Genomic DNA, 17,890 nt, shown 5'->3' with positions numbered 1-17,890 from the left:
CCGCGTCTCACTTCGCCTGGTCGTAGGAGTCGACGACGGCGACGGTGACCGGGAAGTCGACCTCGCCCTCTCCGAAGAGCGAGCGTCCGGCGCGCACCGCCGCCTCGCGGACGATCGCGGCGACCCGCTCGCCGACGTCGGCGGGAGCGTGCACGATCACCTCGTCGTGCAGGAAGTAGACGAGGTGCGCCCGGCCGACCGCGCCGCCCTCGGCGCGCAGTCGCGCCCGCAGCTCGCCCATCCAGCAGAGCGCCCACTCGGCCGCGGTGCCCTGCACCACGAAGTTGCGGGTGAAGCGTCCCCACTCGCGCGCTCGCGCCGCATCCGCCGAGAGCCCCTCGGGTCCGGGAGGCGAGCTGCGCCCGAGCCACGTCGAGACGCTCTCGCCGCGCTCCCCCGCCCGAGCCGCCGCCTCGACGTGCGCGACCGAGCGCGGGTAGGCACGGGCGAGCCTCGGGAGCAGCCGCCCGGCCTCCCCGCTCGTCGCCCCGTACATCGCCCCCAGCATCGCGACCTTCGCCCTCGGCCGGTCGGGGACCACTCCGGCGTCGACGATGCCCTGGTAGAGGTCGCGGCCCCGCCCGGCGGCGGCCATGGCCGAGTCGCCCGAGAGCGCGGCGAGGATGCGCGGCTCGAGCTGCGCGGCATCCGCGACCACGAGGCTCCAGCCCGGATCCGCGGTGACCGCGGCGCGGATCTGCCGCGGCAGCTGCAGCGCCCCTCCGCCCGAGGTCGCCCAGCGGCCGGTGACGACGCCGCCCACCACGTACTCCGGCCGGAACCGTCCGTCGCGCACCCACGTGTCGAGCCAGGCCCAGCCGTTGGCGGTGAGCAGCCGGGAGAGCTTCTTGTACTTTAGGAGGGGCGGCACCGCGGGGTGCTCGAGGGACTGCAGCTCCCAGGAGCGCGTCGACTCGACCGGCAGCCCCGCGCGCCGCAGCGCCTTGAGGAGCTCGGCCGGCGAGTCGGGATTGAGCTCGGGCGCGCCGAGCTCGTCGCGCAGACGGACGGCCAGCGTCTCCAGCAGGGCCGGGCGGCCGCCGAAGAGCGGGCGGGGGCCGAGCATCCCGGTGAGCACCCGGTCGTGCACATCGGCGCGCCACGGCAGCCCCGCGTGGGCGATCTCGCGAGCGATCAGGGCGCCGACGGACTCGGCGGCGAGCAGCAGGCGGAGCCGGCCGGCCTCGGCGGCGCCGGAGAGCGCCTCCTCCTGCCGGGCCAGCTCGAGGACGGGGTCGAGCTCGTCGGAGCCGCCCGCCGCCTCCTCGAACCCGATCAGCGTGTCCTGCGCGGCGGGGGCCGCGGCTCCCGCGTCCCACGGGTCGAGGGGCGAGCGCGCGAGAGCCGATGCGGCGGCGGAGACCGAGCGGCGGAGGATCGCGCGGGCCAGCCGGAGGTCGTGGCACCGGGAGACGACCACGCCGGCCGACAGCAGTGCGGGGTACCAGCGCGCGGTGTCGTCCCAGACCCAGCGCGGGCGCTCCGGCTCCCGCTTCCGGACGAACGCCGCCAGCTCGACCGGGCCCCTGCCGCTCCCGGCCTCGGCGCCGCCGACGGGGTCGACCGCCCGCCACGCCCCCGTGGGGCCGCCGACGAGTGCGAGGAGCATCGGGCCATTCTCCCCCGTGGCGGACACGGAGGCCGCCGTCGCGGGGACGGCCGGGCCCCCTCTCGCTGAAGGAGTCACGGCGACGGCCGCGAGGGCGGGTAGCCGGGGAAGGGCTTCTCCTGCGCTGTCGGCGGCTGATGGGCCCACAGGGCGGCCGCGATGGTGTCCATCGAGCGGGAGTAGCCCACGAGCGTCCGCCTCTCCGGCTCCGCCGCCCAGGTCACCGCGCGGAACCAGGTCTCGCGGTACGGGCCGGTCTCGATGCGGCGCACCAGGCCGATCCGGCCGGTGCGCAGGGCGTCGACCATCACCCACTCGTCCTGCCCGCTGCTGCGCAGCATCTGGAGCGGACTCCACTCGATCATCGCGCCTCCCACCGGTCGATCCGCGGCCGTGGCGAGCACGAGCGCCGCGGCGTACACTCGCAGACTATCGAACACATGTTCGAACGGCCAACCGGGTCCGGCGAGTGAACGGGAGCACGACGATGGCGGTGATCGACGAGACGGCGCTGGTCTCGACCGACGGCGAGGGAGTGCCGATCGCGCTCGAGTGGCGGGGCGGGAGCTACCGGGTGACCGACCGGCCGACGGTGTGGACCTGCACGAGCGAGTGGTGGGCGCCCCTCGAGGGGTTCCCGCCGACGTTCGGGCGCACACCGGTGAGCATCGGCGGCTGGCGCTTCCAGGCGACGGACCTCGCGACCGGCGGCGCGTTCGTGCTCGACGTGGTCGCGTCGACGGAGCCGCAGTGGAGCGTGGTGCGGATCTACGAGTAGTGCCGGCGCGAGGCCGGCCGGGCGGCTACTTGTCGGCCGACCAGGGCGCCCGCGTCATGGCGATGAGAGCCGCGACTCCGGAGACGAGGCCGACACCGGCGATGGCGGACACGACGAGCCAGAGAACGAGTTCCATGCCACCAGTCTACCGAGCCCCGGAGCGGATCCTCTCCTCCCCGCTTCCATCCCCCGGCTGTGGAATAGCCTGGGCAGAGTGACCGACGCCCCCACCCGCGCGAGTGTCGGACTGCGCTCGGAGCGCGGCCCGATCCTGCTGTCCCTGATGATCTCGACCGCTCTGGTCGCCCTCGACGCCACGATCCTCTCGACGGCCGTGCCGTCCATCGTCGCCGACCTGGGGGGCTTCGAGCAGTTCCCCTGGCTGTTCTCGATCTACCTGCTGGCCCAGGCCGTCTCGGTCCCCCTCTACGGCAAGCTCGCCGACGTGATCGGGCGCAAGCCCATCATGCTGATCGGCATCGCCCTGTTCCTGGTCGGCTCGCTCCTGTGCGGCCTCGCCTGGAGCATGCCCGCGCTGATCGCGTTCCGAGCCCTGCAGGGCCTGGGGGCCGGAGCGATCCAGCCGATGGGCATCACCATCGCCGGCGACATCTACACGGTCGCCGAGCGTGCGAAGACCCAGGGCTACCTCGCGAGCGTCTGGGGCATCTCCTCGGTCGTCGGGCCGACCCTCGGCGGCGTGCTCTCGGACCTGGGCGCCTGGCGCGGCATCTTCCTCGTCAACATCCCCCTGTGCCTCCTGGCGGCGTTCCTCCTGATCCGCAGCTTCCGCGAGACCACGCGGGGCGAGAAGCAGCGGATCGACGTGGCGGGCGCCTCCGTGCTCGCCGTGGGCACCGCGCTGCTCATCCTCGGGCTGCTCGAGGGCGGCAGCGCCTGGCCGTGGCTCTCCCCCGCCGGAGTCGGCGTGTTCGTCGTCTCGGCCCTCGCGTTCGCCGGCTTCGTCGCGATCGAGCGGCGAGCTGCCGCCCCGGTGCTCCCCCTCTGGGTCCTCACGCGGCGCGTGCTGATCTCGACCAGCCTGGTCTCGGTGACCGTCGGCGCGATCACGCTCGGCGTCACCTCGTACTTCCCGACCTTCGCGCAGGGCGTGCTCGGCAGCTCCGCCCTCGGCGCGGGCTTCGCCGTCGCGGCGATGACGCTCGGCTGGCCGGTCGCGGCGAGCCTGTCGGGCCGGCTCTACCTGCGCATCGGCTTCCGCAACACGGGCTTCCTCGGAGCGGGGCTCGTCGTGATCGGCACGGCGCTGACCATCCTGCTCGGCGCCTCCTCGACGCTGTGGGAGATCGCCGGCTTCTGCGTGCTGATCGGCGCCGGCATGGGGCTCGTGGCGACTCCGACGCTGATCCGGGCGCAGTCGAGCGTCGACTGGAACGAGCGCGGAGTGGTCTCCTCGACCAACTTCTTCGCCCGCAACATCGGCAGCGCCGTCGCCGTGGCCGTGTTCGGCGCGATCGTGAACGCGAAGGCGGGCGGCGGCGTCCCCGCACCGGCGGACCTCGCCGAGGGCACCCGCTTCGTCTGCATCGCGCTCACGGTCCTCGCCGTGGGCATGCTCGCCGCGGTCTGGGCGATGCCGAAGGAGGGGCGCACCGCGCCCGGAGAGGATCGGGCGGCGGAGGCCGAGCCCGACGCGGCCCGGCCGGACGCGGCCCAGCCCTAGCCGTCAGGCGGCGCCGTCGGTTCTCGTCGTCAGCCGGAGCGGCGCGCCGCGGCCGTCGCTCGCAGGCGGTCGCGGTGGGTGCGGCGCACCCGGTGCGTCCAGCGCTGCAGGGACGACCCCATCCCGGGGTGCCGCGCCAGCGTGTGCAGAGCGCGGTCGAACCGGCGGAGCATGTCGGCGAAGGCGCCGAAGGGGCGGGCCGAGATGCCGACCTCGAGGTGGCGGTCGAGCACGATCCGGTGCCGGAGTCCCAGGTGCACGCTGATCTCGACGTCGTCGTGCACGTAGGCGTCGTGCCGGTGCATCTCCTCCGCGATCTCCTCCCACGCCGACCGGCGGACGGCGCAGTTGGAGCCGAAGAGCGGCCAGTTGGCCAGCGCCGACCCCATCAGCACGAAGTAGGCGTCCATGTAGGCGACCCGCGCGATCACCCGGGCGATCGGGCCGAGCTCGTCGAAGCGTCCGGGACCGGTCACCGCTCCGACCTCGGGGTCGGCGAAGTGGCCGGCCAGGCGCGCCAGCCAGTCGGGTCCCGGGCGGGAGTCGGCGTCGAGCCGTGCGAGGACGTCGCCGTGCGCCTCGTCGAAGCCGTGCGCCGTGCTCGCCGGGATCCCGGCTCCGTCGTGCCGCACCACCCGCGCGCCCGCCGCCCGCGCGACGGCGGCGCTGTCGTCGGTGCTCCCGTCGTCGACGACGACGATCTCGAACGGAGCGAGCGTCTGCTCGCGGAGGAGCTCGAGCAGCTGCTCGAGGTGGCGGGCGTCGTCCTTCACGGGGACGACGACCGAGATGCGCCGGTGATCCATCCGCCCAGTCAACGCGATCGGGGCGCTCAGCGGGGACACCGCCACGCGTCTCGCGCGAGCCCGGACCTGTCAACCGGCTCCCGAGCGCGTCGGATCCCCTGATGGGATCGACCCGTGTCCGCCGGATCGGCGGCCCGATCGAGACAGGAGACGACATGACCCAGGGACCTCGAGACTTCCGGCCCACCCGTGCACTGGTGACCGCCTCTGACTCCGGCATCGGCCGGGCGACCGCGGTGGCACTGGCCGAGGCGGGCATGGACGTCGGCATCACCTGGCACAGCGACGAGGAGGGCGCGCAGGGCACGGCGGAGGAGGTGCGCTCCCTCGGCCGGCGCGCCGAGATCGCGCGCCTCGACACGACGGATCTGGAGGGCGCGGGCGACGTGATCGACGATCTCGCGGATCGACTGGGCGGGCTCGACGTCGCCGTCAGCAATGCGGGCGGAGGCGGAGGCGAGCCCTTCCTCGAGCAGAGCCTCGACAGCTGGCGCTCGACCGTCGCCCTGAACCTCGACGGAGCGTTCGTCTGCCTTCAGCGCGCCGCGCGGCGCATGGCGCCCCAGGGCACGGGCGGCAGGATCATCGCGGTCACCAGCGTCCACGAACACCAGCCGCGGGTCGGCTCCGTCGCCTACACCGCCGCCAAGCACGGGCTGGGCGGCCTGCTGAAGGTCGCCGCACTCGAGCTCGGCTCCCTCGGCATCACCGTCAACGCCGTCGCCCCCGGAGAGATCGCCACGCCGATGAACGACGCCGAGGACGTGGACCCCGTCACGATCGACCGCCCCGGCATCCCCCTCGGCCGCCCCGGCGACGCCCGCGAGATCGCGGCGGTGGTCGCCTTCCTGGCCTCTCCCGCCGCCTCCTACATCACCGGATCCTCGTACGTCGTGGACGGCGGGATGCTGCAGATGGGGCCGCAGGCCGGCTCCCACCTCCGGCAGGACGACTGGCGCGAGGCCTGAGCCGCCGACCACGGCGCCCGCCCGCCGGGTACTCTCGAAGAGGTGCTCCGGCGGGCGGGGCGCCTGCTCCGGGATGTAGGTGACGCACGTGTGGTTCCGGCGTCGACGCAGGTTCAAGATGGAGCCGTACGACCCCGATGAGAACCCGTCGCGCGAGCCCGCCTCCGTCGAGGAGGCCGCCGAGGAGGGCCTGATGCTCGCGCAGTACGCGAGCCGGATGGCCGTGAAGAACCGTGTGCTGATGGACGGCCTCGGTGCTGACGTCCCCTTCGACTCGGGCCGCTACTCCGTCGTCGCCGCGGAGGAGCTCGAGAAGCTGGCGCGCGAGTCCGAGGCAGCCGCCGAGCGCCTGCGCGGCATCGCCGCCGACGTGACCTCGGTGGGCGGCCGCTCCGACCACGTGCACGACTACCGCTCGGCCGACGTCGACAACCTCGACCACCGCGAGCGGCTCTCGCTCCTGGTCGCCGACTCCCTCCACAGGCGTGCGCAGGACGAGGAGTACCTCGCGACGCTCGTCGACGACGCCCGTCAGGACGCGTGGCGCGAGCTCGCCCAGTCGATCGAGGAGACCCTCGACCGCACCTCGCGGATCGACCCGGACGACGAGGAGTACCGCCGCGACCGCTCGGTGCGGATGGCGCTCGTGGTCGTCGACGACCTGGTCAAGCTGGCGGAGGAGCGCGGCGTCAGCCTCGAGGACTGACGGGCTCGTCGTGGGACGCCGGGACGGGGCTCAGGCCCAGCCGGCGCGGAACGACTCGGTCGCCTCGGCGGAGCGCTCCCGGACCGACTCCAGCAGCTCCTCCATGGTGGAGCTGCGGAGGAACGCGAGGCGGTCGAGCTCGGTGACCGGTGCGACGCCGGCGAGCTGCCAGGCGTGCGCGGCCGGATCCTCGGCGAGCTCGACGACCGCGCCGTAGCGCTGCTCGACGAACTCGCTCGCGACCGCCAGTGCCGTGCGGACCGCCGACTCCGCCGCAGCCAGCGCGGGGGCGTGCTTCTCGTCCCACTCCAGATCGGGCAGCAGGCGGACCTCGGCGCGTGGGTACGGGTCGTCCTCGTACCAGCGGACGACCTCGAAGCGCTCCTCGCCCACGGAGTCGAGCGTGACGAACGACTCCGCCCCGTCGATGTTCAGGATGCGCGCGCGGGCGCCGACCGCGAACCGCTGGTCGCCGCCGCCCACCTCCTGGCCGCGCTCGATGAGCACGACGCCGAACGCGAGGGTCTCGTCCTCGAGGACGTCGCCGAGCATCCGCAGGTACCGCGGCTCGAACAGCCGGAGCGGGAGCGGCATGTGCGGCAGGAGCACGGAGCCGAGCGGGAACATCGGAAGATCAGGCACGGGTTCAGGCAATCACGTCGAGCGGAGAGCGGCCAGTACGGGCGCGGCGCGTCGGGACGTGCTAGCGCATCGCGCCACCGTGTCGTCCGCTCGCGGATGCTCGCCACGCCCCGGACGATCTCCGACGGCCCGGCCTCACCCTCGAGGCTCCCACTCAGACTGGGAGCATGGATCTCGCTGACCTCCGCGCCGTCGTCCGCGCGGACCTGGCCGCCAAGGGCCACGCCTCCGACCGGCTCACCGTCCTCGTCCTCCGGCTCGGGCAGTACTCGAGCTCTCGGAGGACCCGGCTCCCCCTCCACCTCGTCTACCGCCTGGTCGATCTCGTCTGGACCCGCATGATCCTCGGAGCCGAGCTGCCGCCGGCCGCTCCGGTCGGGCCCGGCCTGCGTCTCCCCCACTGGGGCCGCGGCGTGATCCTGCACCCGCGCACGGTGATCGGAAGGAACGCGTTCATCTACCAAGGCGTCACCATCGGCGAGTCGAAGGGTCGGACGCCCGTGATCGGCGACGACGTCTACATCGGCGCCCGCGCGACGATCGTCGGGGACGTGACCGTCGGCGACCGTGTGCGGGTCGGAGCCGGCGCCGTCGTTGTCCGCGACGTCGCATCCGACTCGTCCGCGGTCGGCGTGCCGGCGAGGACCGCGTCGGCGCCGTCCTGAGGCACGGCCCGTCGGCCTGACGGGGCCGGACCGTCCGCTCCGACGAGAACGACATCAGGTGGAGGCCCGACCCGGCGCTGGAGAGGAGGAACCACCGCGGGTGGAGCGGAGTAGGGCGTACGGGACTTGAACCCGTGACCGACGGATTATGAGTCCGCTGCTCTGACCGGCTGAGCTAACGCCCCGCGGCGGCCGTCCGAGCGGCCGTCAGGTGGCGGCGGGTGCGGACGCTGCGTCGGAGGCCGGATCGGCCACCGGCTCCCCACGATACAGGCTCTCGAAGGTGCTGATCGTGCGGTTGATGTCGTGCGCGGCGACGATTTGGAGGGAGGCGCGCTTCATCGCCTCGAGGTCCTCCTGGTCGGCCGTGAGCACGGCGGTGAGGCGGTCGGCGAGGGCCTCGGCGCTGCCCGGCGCGAAAAGGTAGCCGTTCTCGCCGTCGTGGACGAGGTGCGGGAGGGCCATCGCGTCGGCGGCGACGACGGGGAGGGCCGAGGCCATCGCCTCCATCGTCGCGATGCTCTGCAGCTCGGCGATGGACGGCATGGCGAACACGGTGGCGCGCGTGTACGCCTCCTTGAGCTCGGCGTCCGAGACGTAGCCGGTGAAGCGCACGCGGTCGGCGATGCCGAGGGTCGCGGCGAGCTGCTGGAGGTTGCGCATCTGGTCGCCGCCGCCGACGATCTCGAGCTTCGCGTCGAGCGCCGGATCGAGCAGGGCGACGGCGCGGAGCAGGACGTCGATGTGCTTCTCGCCGGTCACGCGGCCGACGAAGAGGATCGAGTCGCCGGCGCGCGCCGTGAAGTCGGGCGTGTAGTTGTCGGCGTCGATGCCGCAGGAGATGGCGTGGACGCCCCGGAGGCCCGTGTACTTCTCGAGGAACTGCGCGGCCTTGCGGGTCGGCGTGGTGACCGCCTCCGCCCGGCCGAAGGTGCGGCGCGCGGCCCGCCACGCCATCGCCACGGCCTTGGCCTGCACGGCCTTCGGCAGGAGGGTGAACTCGAGCATGTTCTCGGGCATGAAGTGGTTCGTGCCGACGATGCGGATGCCGCGCTTGGCCGCCTCGATCCCGAGGCCGCGGCCGACGATGATGTGCGACTGGAAGTGCACGACGTCGGGCTTCACCTCGTCGAGGATGCGCGCGCTGTTCTGCCGGATGCGCCACGGCATCGCGAAGCGCAGCCAGTCGTGCGGGTACCAGCGCCAGCTGTAGAGCCGGTGCACGATGATCCGCTGACCCTCGTGCGTCTCGACCCGGGTGCCGCTCCAGCCGTCGGCCGAGGGGGCGACGACGTGGACCTCGTGGCCGCGCTGCGCGAGACCGGCGGCGAGGCGCTCGGCGAACTTCGCGGCTCCGTTCACGTCGGGAGCGAAGGTGTCGCAGCCGATCACGACCGTCAGCGGTCGGGAGTCGGGCGATCCCGGTCGGGACGCGTCGCGGGGATCTGACACGGGAGGTCCTATCGGTGTCGTGCCGCTCGGGGAGAGAAGGGAGCGATCGGCGGAGGTCGGTCGGTTTCGTGGCTCTCGGCGCGGAGCCATTGTAGGCAGAGGAGTCCTCACCACTCGGGATCCCGCGCCGTCAGCGCGCCTGCGGGTGGTGCTTGGCGAGGAGGAAGACGCCGTAGATGGCGACGGCACCGGCCGCGATGAAGAGCGGGATCGCCCACGGGGCCGCGTACTGCGCCTCCCCGAGCACGACGATGCCGATCGCGACGGCGACCAGCGGGTCGATGACGGTGAGGCCCGCGACGACGAGGTCCGGCGGGCCGGAGGAGTAGGCGTTCTGCACGAAGTACCCGCCGAGCGCGGTCGCGGCCAGGAGCGCCACGATGCAGACCACCGTCAGCGGGTCGAACTCGCCGTACTTGATGCGGTTGAGCACGACCTTCGCGAGAGTCGCGACGAAGCCGTAGACCACTCCGGCGCCCACGATGTAGAAGATCGCCTTCGCTCCGCGGCGGAAGATGCGGAAGGCGATGACGAAGACCGTGAGCACCACGGCGAGGATCACGAGGATCGTGATGAGCTCGGGCGTCTGGATGGACTTGTCGACCGCGTTGAACGCCGCCACGAGGACGAACGTGCCGACGCCTCCGACGCAGAGCACGATCGCCCGGATCGACGCCGCGTTCAGTCGCACCCGGCTGACCCGCGCGTTGACGACCGCGGTGATCACGAGCGCCACCGCTCCGAGCGGCTGCACCACGATGAGCGGGGAGAAGCCGAGGCTCGTCAGCTGGAAGACGATCGCGAGACCCAGGAGCAGGGTGCCGATCACCCACGAGGGGCGCGAGAGCAGCGCGACCAGCTGGCCGCCGCTGAGCCCGGAGGAGCCGGAGCGCTTCGAGAACCGCTCCACCTTCGCCACTCCCCGGTGCTGGAACTGCGCGCCGAGGGAGAGGAACACCGCGCCCACGAGAGCGATCGGGATGCCGATGAACTTCGCCGGGTCGTTGAGGAGTTCGGCGAGATCGGCGGGCATGGGGTCGACCCTACCCAGAACGCCTCCGGGAGTCCTCCGACGCACGGGTGAGGGGCTGAGCCCAGCGGATGATCCTCGCGGACCCGGTCGACGGCCCCGCGGTACCCTGTCCCCCATGGCCGTCCTCCCCATCCGCATCGCCGGCGACCCCGTCCTGCACTCCCCCGCCGCCCCCGTCACCGAGTTCGACGATGCGCTGCGCACCCTCGTCGCCGACATGTTCGAGACGATGGACACCGCCCCCGGAGTCGGCCTCGCCGGCCCGCAGGTCGGCGTCCCGCTGCGCCTGTTCGTCTACGACTACGCCGACGACGACGGCACCCCCCGCCGCGGCGTCGCGATCAACCCCGAGCTGTTCGTCACGCCGACCCCGCTCGGCGAGGCGGACGAGGACACGGAGTCGGAGGGGTGCCTCTCCTTCCCCGGCGAGCGCTTCCCGCTCCGCCGCTCCGAGCGCGCGATCCTCCGCGCGGTCGACCTCGAGCAGGAGCCGTTCGAGATCGTCGCGGACGGTTGGTTCGCCCGCGTGTTCCAGCACGAGTTCGACCACCTCGACGGCGTGCTCTACATCGACCGCCTCGAGCACGACTACCACAAGCCGGTCGCGAAGATCACCCGCAAGCGCGGCTGGGGCGGCCCCGGCGTCTCGTGGCTGCCCGGCGTGGAGCACCTCGAGGACTGACTCAGGCCAGGTCGACCCCGTGCACGCCGTTGTGGTGGCGGATCGCGGGGAACGAGGCGGTGACGCTCCGGCCGACGCCGGGCGTCCGCTTCTCGGTCACGTCGCCGCCGAAGAGGGCGGCCCGCTCGCGCAGCTCGGCGAGCTCGGGGCTGTCGATGCGCTCGGTGAGCGAGCGCAGGTCCGCCTCGAGAGCGCTGGCGTCCTGCTCCGCCGCGCCGTGCTGCTCGCGGTCGTCGTCGACCTCCACCCTGAGGCCCGTGGTCGTCCATCGGGAGCTGATGCGGACCTCGGTCCCCGCGCCGCCGGTCTCCAGCGCCGAGTCGAAGGCGTACTCGAGCACCCGGAACACAGCCACCTCGGCGCCGTCCTGCAGCGGGAACGGCTCGCCGAACGACTCCTCGCGGACGCTCAGGCCTCGCTCGCGGGCGCCCTCGATCAGGGGGACGGAGCCGCCGGTGCGCGGCAGCTCCCCCGGATCGACGGAGGCGACGGTCGCGATGCGGCGCAGCTGCGCCAGCGAGGCCTCGGCTGCCCGCACGGCCCGCTGCGCCGACCGCGCGGCTGCAGCGGGGTCGCGGTCGATCGTGAGCCGGACGCTCTCGGCCTCCTCGACGACGTGCGCGGCGCTGCGGACCGCGAGCTGCTCGAGCTCGCCGACGATGCGGAGCCTCGCCTCCTGCTCGCCGACCGCCAGCTCGAGGCGGACGACGCGCGCCGCCTCCTCCGCACGGCTCTCGGCGGCACGGCGCTCGGCGCCGACGGCGCGACGCCACAGCACGACGACCGCGACCAGGGCGATCAGGGCGAGGACGAGGACGACTTCGAGCACGACGGCCTCCGGGGTGACGGGACGGGTTCGGCACAGGAGCGCCGGAGAGAGATCGTACCCGCGCCGCGGACAGCGGACCTGAGGCCGCGGAGGGGGTTGCGGAGCCGGACTCAGCCGTCGGAGCGCACGGAGCGGGTGACGGTGAAGCGGCGGTCGCGCGCCACCACCGAGGTCGGCCCGACTGCGCGGCGCAGCTCGGCCGGATGCGCGAGGTGGGAGTTGAAGACCGTCCACAGCACGCCTCCGGGGCGCAGCACGCGGCCGGCCGCGCGCAGCATGCGCCGGGCGACGAGGTCGGTGACGGCTCCGTCGGAGTGGAACGGCGGATTGCAGAGCACGACGTCGACGGAGGACGCCTCCAGAGTCGAGGCGTTGTCGTCGCGGAGGACGCGGACGGCCAGCCCATTGGCCGCCGCGGTCGCCCGGGCGGACTCGACCGCGGCACGCGAGGTGTCCGTCGCGATCACGGCGAGGTCGGGGCGGGCCCTAGCCACCACGGCGGCGAGCACGCCGGTTCCGCAGCCGAGGTCGAGTGCGGTGCCCGCGGGGAGGGAGTCGAGATCGAGGGCGGCGAGGAGGGCGCGGGTGCCGAGGTCCAGTCGTGCACCTGCGAAGGCTCCCGGCAGTGCGACGACCTCGAGGTCGAGCTCGTCCAGACGGCGCCGCTCGGGCCCTGGCGCGGGCGGCTGGTCGGGGAGCGCGCCGCTCGCGAGAAGGGCGCGCGACTTCTGCCGGGCGAGGGAGACGTCGATCCGCTCGTAGCGCACGGCGAGCACGTCGTTCATCGTGCGGGTCATGTGCTTGATGCGGCCGGCGCCGATCAGGGTCGCCGCCGGGTTCGCGAGTGCGGTCCCGGCCGCGACGGCGGCCAGGGCGTCGAGCGAGCGCGGCAGGCGCAGGAGCACCGCGTCGGCGTCGCGGACGGCCTCCGCGACGGAGTCGACGATCTCGATCGGCGCGAGATCGACGCCCGACCCCCGCACCGTCTCGAGGTTCTGCGAGAGAGCGCGCTCGGCGGTGATCGAGTCCTGCACGACGCGTACGGCACGGCCGTCGGCGGCGAGGCCGAGGCTCAGTGCCCCGTAGGCGTCCCCGATCACGGCGAGGCGGCCGCGATCGGCGGCGAGGTCGAGCAGCAGGCGGTCACTGGCGTCGACGGCGACGAGATCCGGCGCCTCGACGTCGGGGCGGCGGCACAGGAGAGCGAGCACGTCCTCGCGCATCGCGCCTCCGATCGTCGGTCCGAGCGGGTGGGCCCTCGAGGGCGACCGCTCGCGGGCACGAAAAAAGGGCCCGAGAGTGGAGTCCCGGACCCTTCGCTCCCCGACTTGGACTCGAACCAAGAACCTACCGGTTAACAGCCGATTGCTCTGCCAATTGAGCTATCGAGGATCATCCGACCACCCGGAGGCGATCAGCGCGGTACTACTTTAGCAAACTCTCCGCGAACGCAAAATCGGGCGCGCACTCAGTAGCCGGAGCCCGGGTCGACGCGGCCGACGAACGGCCCGCCGGCGGCACAGGCGGCCACGTTGGCGCGCACGCGCTCGGCCAGGAGCGGCGCGGTGATCTCGGGGGTGTCCGCGCTGTGGGGCGTGATCAGGCACCGGGGCTCGCTCCAGAGCGGATGCCCGTCCGGCAGCGGCTCGGGGTCCGTCACGTCGAGCGCGGCGCCCGCGAGACGGCCTTCGGCGAGGGCCGCGACGAGCGCGTCCGTGTCGACGAGGCTCCCCCGGGCGACGTTGACGAGCACGGCGTGGGCGGGGAGCCGCGCGAGCAGACCCGCGTCGACCATCCGCTCCGTGCCCGCGGTGGCGGCGGCGGCCAGGACCAGCACGTCGGCGTCCGCCGCGGCCTCGGCGAGCCGCGACGCCGGCAGGGTGCGGGCGGCGCCCTCCACCGGCTCGTCTCCGCGGCGGACGATCGTCACCCGGCAGTCGAAGACGGCGAGCAGCCGCAGGAGCTCGCGAGCGATCCCTCCTGCTCCGACGATCACCACGGAGGCTCGGTGCAGCGTGACCGCCTTCTTCGGCCCCCACGACACGGCGCGCGCCCGCTCCGGCAGCGAGCGCAGGAGGGCGAGCACCAGCGCGAGCGCGTGCTCGGCCACCGGCTCCGCGTAGGCGCCCTTGGCGCTGGTCCAGACGACGTCCGCGCGGGACGCGGCGAGCACGGGCGCGAAGACGTCGACGCCGGCCCAGGGCAGCTGCACCCAGCGGATCGACGGGTGCTCCTCCAGCACAGCGGCCAGCTCGTCCGTGCGGCCGTAGGACAGCCAGAGCAGCGCGTCCGGACTCCCGTCGAGTCCGACGACCACCCCACCGCCCGACTCGACCGCCTCGGCGAACACCGGCTTCGGCCGCGGGAGCACCGCGACGCGCGGGACGGTCACTGGTCGGCCGCCTCGACGCGCTGCGCTCGGGAGGCGTCGAAGCGCTCGTACTCGGCGAAGGCCGCTCCGAGCTCGCGCACGTAGGGGTGCCGGGCCTCGATCAGCACCTCCAGCAGCGGCCCGTACGCGACGACCTCGCCGCCGACCAGCACTGCGATCCGGTCGGTCGCCCGGCTCAGCACGTCGATGTCGTGGCTGACCACGACGGCGGCGAAGCCCTCCCGGCGCCGCAGGTCGGCGAGGAGGTCCACGATCGACTCGCGCACCGTCGCGTCGATGCCCGAGGTCGGCTCGTCGGCGATCAGCACCTTCGGCCCGAGCACGAGCGAGCGGGCCACGGCCACGCGCTGGCGCTGGCCGCTGGAGAGCTCGAAGGGGTAGCGGTCGAGCAGGAACAGCGGCAGGTGCACGGAGTCGAGCAGCGTCGCCACCCGCACCGCCGCGGCCTTCGGGTCGTAGTGGCGGTCGCGGAGGAAGATCGGCTCGGCGATCAGCTCCGAGACGGTCAGCTCGGGGCGGAGGGCCGCTCCGGCGTCCTGCGCGAGATGCGCGACGTCGACGGTGAAGCGCTTGAGCTCGCGGGCGGGGAGCGAGCGGAGGCGGTGCCCCGCGACCGTCGCGTCCCCTCCGATGATCACCGGGCGCGTGCGGCCGCCGTCGTGCCCCAGGCCGTCGCCGCCGAGCACGCGCGCGAGCGTGGACTTGCCCGAGCCGCTGCCGCCGAGGATCCCGAGCACCTCCCCCGGCTCCACGCGGAGGCTCACTCCCCGCAGTGCTGTCCACCGGCGGCTGATGCCGCGCGGCGGGTACTCGACGCTGAGGTCGTCGACGACGATGGGGGCCTGATCCTCGGCGGTCCGGCTCACGCCCGGCGCTCCGCCTCGACGATGCTGCGCAGGAGCTCGCGCCTCGAGGCCTGCTCGACCGGGTCGGGCACGGGCAGGGAGGCGAGCAGGCGCTGCGTGTAGGGGTGCTTCGGCGCGGCGAGCACCTCGGCCCCCGTCCCCTCCTCGACCAGCTCGCCGCGGTAGAGCACCGCGATGCGGTCGGCGAGCAGGTCGACCACGGCGAGGTCGTGGCTGATGAACAGCGAGGCGAAGCCGAACTCGCGCTGCAGCTCGGCGAACAGCTCGAGCACGCGGGCCTGCACCGACACGTCGAGCGCCGAGGTCGGCTCGTCGGCGATCAGCAGCTTCGGCTCGAGGGCGAGGGCCCGGGCGAGGCTGGCGCGCTGGCGCTGGCCGCCGGAGAGCTCGTGCGGGTAGCGGTCGCCGTAGGAGCGCGGCAGCTGCACCGCCTCCAGGAGCTCGTCGACGCGCGAGCGCGCCCCGGCGGCGTCGCCGGCCCGCCCGTGCACGATCAGCGGCTCGGCCACGCACTCCGCGATGGTGAGCAGCGGGTTGAAGCTCGACGCCGGGTCCTGGAACACGAAGCCGATGTCGCCGCGGACCGGCCGGAAGGCGCGCTCGCGGATGCCGCGCATCTCCTTGCCGAGGACCTTCAGCGACCCGCCGGTCACCGGCGTCAGGCCCGCGATGGCGCGCCCGATGGTGGTCTTGCCCGAGCCGCTCTCGCCGACGAGGCCCAGCACCTCGCCGGCTCGGATGCGCAGCGAGACGCCGTCGACCGCGACGAAGCCGGGACGGCCGAGCCGGCCGGGGTACTGGATCCGCAGGCCCTCGGCGGCGACGAGCGTCTCGGCCTCGGGGGCCTCGGCGCGCTCGACGGCGCGGACGCGGGCGCGCTCGACGCCCTGGCCCACGTGCGGGACGGCGGCGAGGAGCTTCCTCGTGTACTCGGCCTTCGGCGCCGAGAACAGCTCGGAGACCGTCGCCTCCTCGACCAGCTCGCCCTGGTACATCACGGCGACGCGGTCGGCCAGATCGGCGACGACGCCCATGTTGTGGGTGATCAGCACGATCGAGGTGCCGAACTCGTCGCGGCACCGGCGGAGCAGGTCGAGGATCTCGGCCTGCACGGTCACGTCGAGCGCGGTGGTCGGCTCGTCCGCGACGATCAGGCCGGGATCCAGGACCAGGGCCATCGCGATGACGACGCGCTGCTTCTGGCCGCCCGAGAACTGGTGCGGGTAGTAGTCGACCCGCTTCTCCGGCTCCGGTATGCCGACGGTGCGCAGGACGTCGACCGCGCGCTTGCGCGCCTCCTTCTTCGAGACAGAGCCGTGAGCGCGCAGTCCCTCCGCGATCTGCCAGCCCACCGTGAAGACCGGGTTGAGGGCGGTGCCCGGCTCCTGGAAGACCATGGCGACGTCGGTGCCGCGCAGCTCCCGGAGGCGGGCCTTGGGCACGGAGACGACGTCGGTCGCCGCGCTGCCGTCCTTCTTCGAGAGCAGGACCACTCCGGAGGCGGTGGCCGTCTCGGGCAGGAGGCCGAGGATGGTCTTCGCGGTCACGGTCTTGCCGCTGCCGGACTCGCCGACGATCGCCAGGACCTCGCCGCGCTCGACGCGCAGGCTCACCCCGGCGACGGCGCGGACGGCGCCGCGGTCGCTCGCGAACGCGACCTCGAGGTCGGTGATGTCCACGATCGGACGCGCTGAGGCGTCCCGGACGATGCGCTGGTCGCTCATCGCGTCTCCTCCACTCCGGCGACGGGGTCGTGCCCCGGCGTCTCCAGGCCGTCGGCGGCGAGGACGCCGCCCGGCACGACGGACGTCGCGGCGACGTCGCCGGCACCGGCGGCCACCGCGCGCCGACCGCGCAGGCGCGGGTCGGCGAGGTCGTTCAGGCTCTCGCCCACGAGGGTGATGCCCAGCACCACGAGCACGATCGCCAGGCCCGGGAAGACCGAGGTCCACCAGATGCCGCTCGTGACGTCCGACAGCGCCTTGTTGAGGTCGTAGCCCCACTCCGCGGCCGACGTCGGCTCGATGCCGAAGCCGAGGAAGCCCAGGCCCGCGAGGGTCAGGATCGCCTCGGAGGAGTTCAGCGTGAAGATCAGCGGCAGCGTGCGCGTCGCGTTCCGCAGGACGTGGCGGAACATGATCCGCGGCGTCGACGCTCCGATGACCTTCGCCGACTCGACGAAGGCGTCGCCCTTGATCCGCACGGTCTCGGCCCGGATCACGCGGAAGTACTGCGGAATGTAGACCACGGTGATCGAGACCGCCGCGGCGAAGATGCCGGCCCAGAGGTTCGACTGCCCGCCGGAGATGACGATCGACATCACGATCGCCAGCAGCAGGGTCGGGAACGCGTAGATCGCGTCGCAGATCACGACGAGCACGCGGTCGAGCCAGCCGCCGAGGTAGCCGGAGACGAGGCCGAGGAAGACGCCGAGGAAGATCGACAGGACCACGGCGACGACGATCACGAGGAACGCGGTCTGCGCTCCCCAGATCACTCGCGAGAGGACGTCGTAGCCGCCCACGGTGGTGCCGAGCAGATGCTCCGCGCTCGGCGGCTCCTGCGCGCCGAACGACTCGCCGCCCGAGCGCAGCTGCGAGTATCCGTAGGGCGCGATGAGGGGCGCGAACAGGGCCACCAGCAGGAACGCGCCGGTGATGATCAGGCCGGTGACGAGCATCCCCCGCTGGAGGCCGACGCTCTGCCGGAGCTGGTGGACGACCGGCAGACGGTCGACGAGACGACGGCGCGGACGCGCCGGGGAGGTGGTGCTCATGC

Annotated in this window: 18 protein-coding genes and 2 tRNA genes; 6 read left to right on the top strand and 14 right to left on the bottom strand. The window is 73.3% G+C overall.

The window, feature by feature from the left end; genetic code table 11:
• Positions 1-7 precede the first annotated feature (7 nt).
• Positions 8-1,609, bottom strand: a complete 1,602-nt coding sequence (locus tag C5C29_RS10285; protein WP_104308353.1) for a bifunctional 3'-5' exonuclease/DNA polymerase — start codon at positions 1,607-1,609, stop codon at positions 8-10.
• 74 nt (positions 1,610-1,683) lie between these two features.
• Positions 1,684-2,031 (bottom strand): hypothetical protein, encoded by a 348-nt coding sequence (locus C5C29_RS10280; RefSeq protein WP_104223458.1) that lies wholly within the window; start codon positions 2,029-2,031, stop codon positions 1,684-1,686.
• 47 nt (positions 2,032-2,078) lie between these two features.
• On the opposite strand from C5C29_RS10280, the gene C5C29_RS10275 reads away from it, so the two are divergent.
• Positions 2,079-2,387 carry a hypothetical protein gene (locus C5C29_RS10275; protein ID WP_104226677.1) on the top strand — a complete coding sequence of 103 codons (309 nt, stop codon included), beginning with the start codon at positions 2,079-2,081 and terminating at the stop codon, positions 2,385-2,387.
• A gap of 283 nt (positions 2,388-2,670) precedes the next feature.
• Positions 2,671-4,071 carry an MDR family MFS transporter gene (locus C5C29_RS10270; protein ID WP_104263019.1) on the top strand — a complete coding sequence of 467 codons (1,401 nt, stop codon included), beginning with the start codon at positions 2,671-2,673 and terminating at the stop codon, positions 4,069-4,071.
• 29 nt (positions 4,072-4,100) lie between these two features.
• Here C5C29_RS10270 and C5C29_RS10265 read toward each other — a convergent pair whose 3' ends face one another.
• A complete protein-coding gene (locus tag C5C29_RS10265) occupies positions 4,101-4,877 on the bottom strand; it encodes a glycosyltransferase family 2 protein (protein WP_104223456.1) in 777 nt (258 codons plus the stop codon).
• A 155-nt stretch (positions 4,878-5,032) separates the two neighbouring features.
• On the opposite strand from C5C29_RS10265, the gene C5C29_RS10260 reads away from it, so the two are divergent.
• Positions 5,033-5,845 (top strand): SDR family oxidoreductase, encoded by an 813-nt coding sequence (locus C5C29_RS10260; RefSeq protein WP_104308369.1) that lies wholly within the window; start codon positions 5,033-5,035, stop codon positions 5,843-5,845.
• 118 nt (positions 5,846-5,963) lie between these two features.
• On the top strand, positions 5,964-6,551 hold the full coding sequence (locus tag C5C29_RS10255; protein ID WP_104223455.1) for a hypothetical protein: 588 nt from the start codon (positions 5,964-5,966) through the stop codon (positions 6,549-6,551).
• Between the two features lie 30 nt (positions 6,552-6,581).
• On the opposite strand, the gene C5C29_RS10250 is transcribed toward C5C29_RS10255, so the two are convergent.
• Positions 6,582-7,193 carry an LON peptidase substrate-binding domain-containing protein gene (locus C5C29_RS10250; RefSeq protein WP_244229436.1) on the bottom strand — a complete coding sequence of 204 codons (612 nt, stop codon included), beginning with the start codon at positions 7,191-7,193 and terminating at the stop codon, positions 6,582-6,584.
• 167 nt (positions 7,194-7,360) lie between these two features.
• On the opposite strand from C5C29_RS10250, the gene C5C29_RS10245 reads away from it, so the two are divergent.
• The gene (locus C5C29_RS10245) at positions 7,361-7,858 is read left to right on the top strand and encodes a DapH/DapD/GlmU-related protein (RefSeq protein WP_104308352.1); all 498 of its coding nucleotides are present in this window, start codon (positions 7,361-7,363) and stop codon (positions 7,856-7,858) included.
• A 111-nt stretch (positions 7,859-7,969) separates the two neighbouring features.
• Here C5C29_RS10245 and C5C29_RS10240 read toward each other — a convergent pair.
• The 3 genes from C5C29_RS10240 to C5C29_RS10230 form a co-directional block, all read right to left on the bottom strand.
• Positions 7,970-8,043 (bottom strand) — tRNA-Ile (locus C5C29_RS10240).
• Between the two features lie 22 nt (positions 8,044-8,065).
• A complete protein-coding gene (locus C5C29_RS10235; RefSeq protein WP_258059440.1) occupies positions 8,066-9,310 on the bottom strand; it encodes a glycosyltransferase in 1,245 nt (414 codons plus the stop codon).
• 130 nt (positions 9,311-9,440) lie between these two features.
• Positions 9,441-10,343, bottom strand: a complete 903-nt coding sequence (locus C5C29_RS10230) for a DMT family transporter (RefSeq protein ID WP_104308351.1) — start codon at positions 10,341-10,343, stop codon at positions 9,441-9,443.
• 115 nt (positions 10,344-10,458) lie between these two features.
• Here C5C29_RS10230 and def point away from each other — a divergent pair, with 115 nt between their 5' ends.
• A complete protein-coding gene (gene def / locus C5C29_RS10225) occupies positions 10,459-11,025 on the top strand; it encodes a peptide deformylase (protein ID WP_104223450.1) in 567 nt (188 codons plus the stop codon).
• A 1-nt stretch (position 11,026) separates the two neighbouring features.
• On the opposite strand, the gene C5C29_RS10220 is transcribed toward def, so the two are convergent.
• The 7 genes from C5C29_RS10220 to C5C29_RS10190 form a co-directional block, all read right to left on the bottom strand.
• A complete protein-coding gene (locus C5C29_RS10220; protein WP_104308350.1) occupies positions 11,027-11,854 on the bottom strand; it encodes a hypothetical protein in 828 nt (275 codons plus the stop codon).
• A 110-nt stretch (positions 11,855-11,964) separates the two neighbouring features.
• On the bottom strand, positions 11,965-13,077 hold the full coding sequence (locus C5C29_RS10215; protein ID WP_104308349.1) for a class I SAM-dependent methyltransferase: 1,113 nt from the start codon (positions 13,075-13,077) through the stop codon (positions 11,965-11,967).
• A gap of 96 nt (positions 13,078-13,173) precedes the next feature.
• A tRNA-Asn gene (locus C5C29_RS10210) sits at positions 13,174-13,246 on the bottom strand.
• Between the two features lie 76 nt (positions 13,247-13,322).
• Positions 13,323-14,246, bottom strand: a complete 924-nt coding sequence (locus tag C5C29_RS10205) for an NAD(P)-dependent oxidoreductase (protein ID WP_258069488.1) — start codon at positions 14,244-14,246, stop codon at positions 13,323-13,325.
• A complete protein-coding gene (locus tag C5C29_RS10200) occupies positions 14,243-15,112 on the bottom strand; it encodes an ATP-binding cassette domain-containing protein (RefSeq protein WP_258069487.1) in 870 nt (289 codons plus the stop codon). Before C5C29_RS10200 ends, C5C29_RS10205 begins: the two co-directional genes overlap by 4 nt.
• Positions 15,109-16,836, bottom strand: a complete 1,728-nt coding sequence (locus C5C29_RS10195; protein ID WP_104308348.1) for an ABC transporter ATP-binding protein — start codon at positions 16,834-16,836, stop codon at positions 15,109-15,111. Before C5C29_RS10195 ends, C5C29_RS10200 begins: the two co-directional genes overlap by 4 nt.
• A complete protein-coding gene (locus C5C29_RS10190; RefSeq protein WP_104226685.1) occupies positions 16,833-17,888 on the bottom strand; it encodes an ABC transporter permease in 1,056 nt (351 codons plus the stop codon). Before C5C29_RS10190 ends, C5C29_RS10195 begins: the two co-directional genes overlap by 4 nt.
• Between the last annotated feature and the right edge of the window lie 2 nt (positions 17,889-17,890).

It is taken from the genome of Rathayibacter sp. AY1H2 (assembly GCF_002931985.1).
Classification (GTDB): domain Bacteria; phylum Actinomycetota; class Actinomycetes; order Actinomycetales; family Microbacteriaceae; genus Rathayibacter.
The sequence above is the reverse complement of the archived record's forward strand: the minus strand, read 5'-3'. Positions and strand labels throughout refer to the sequence as shown.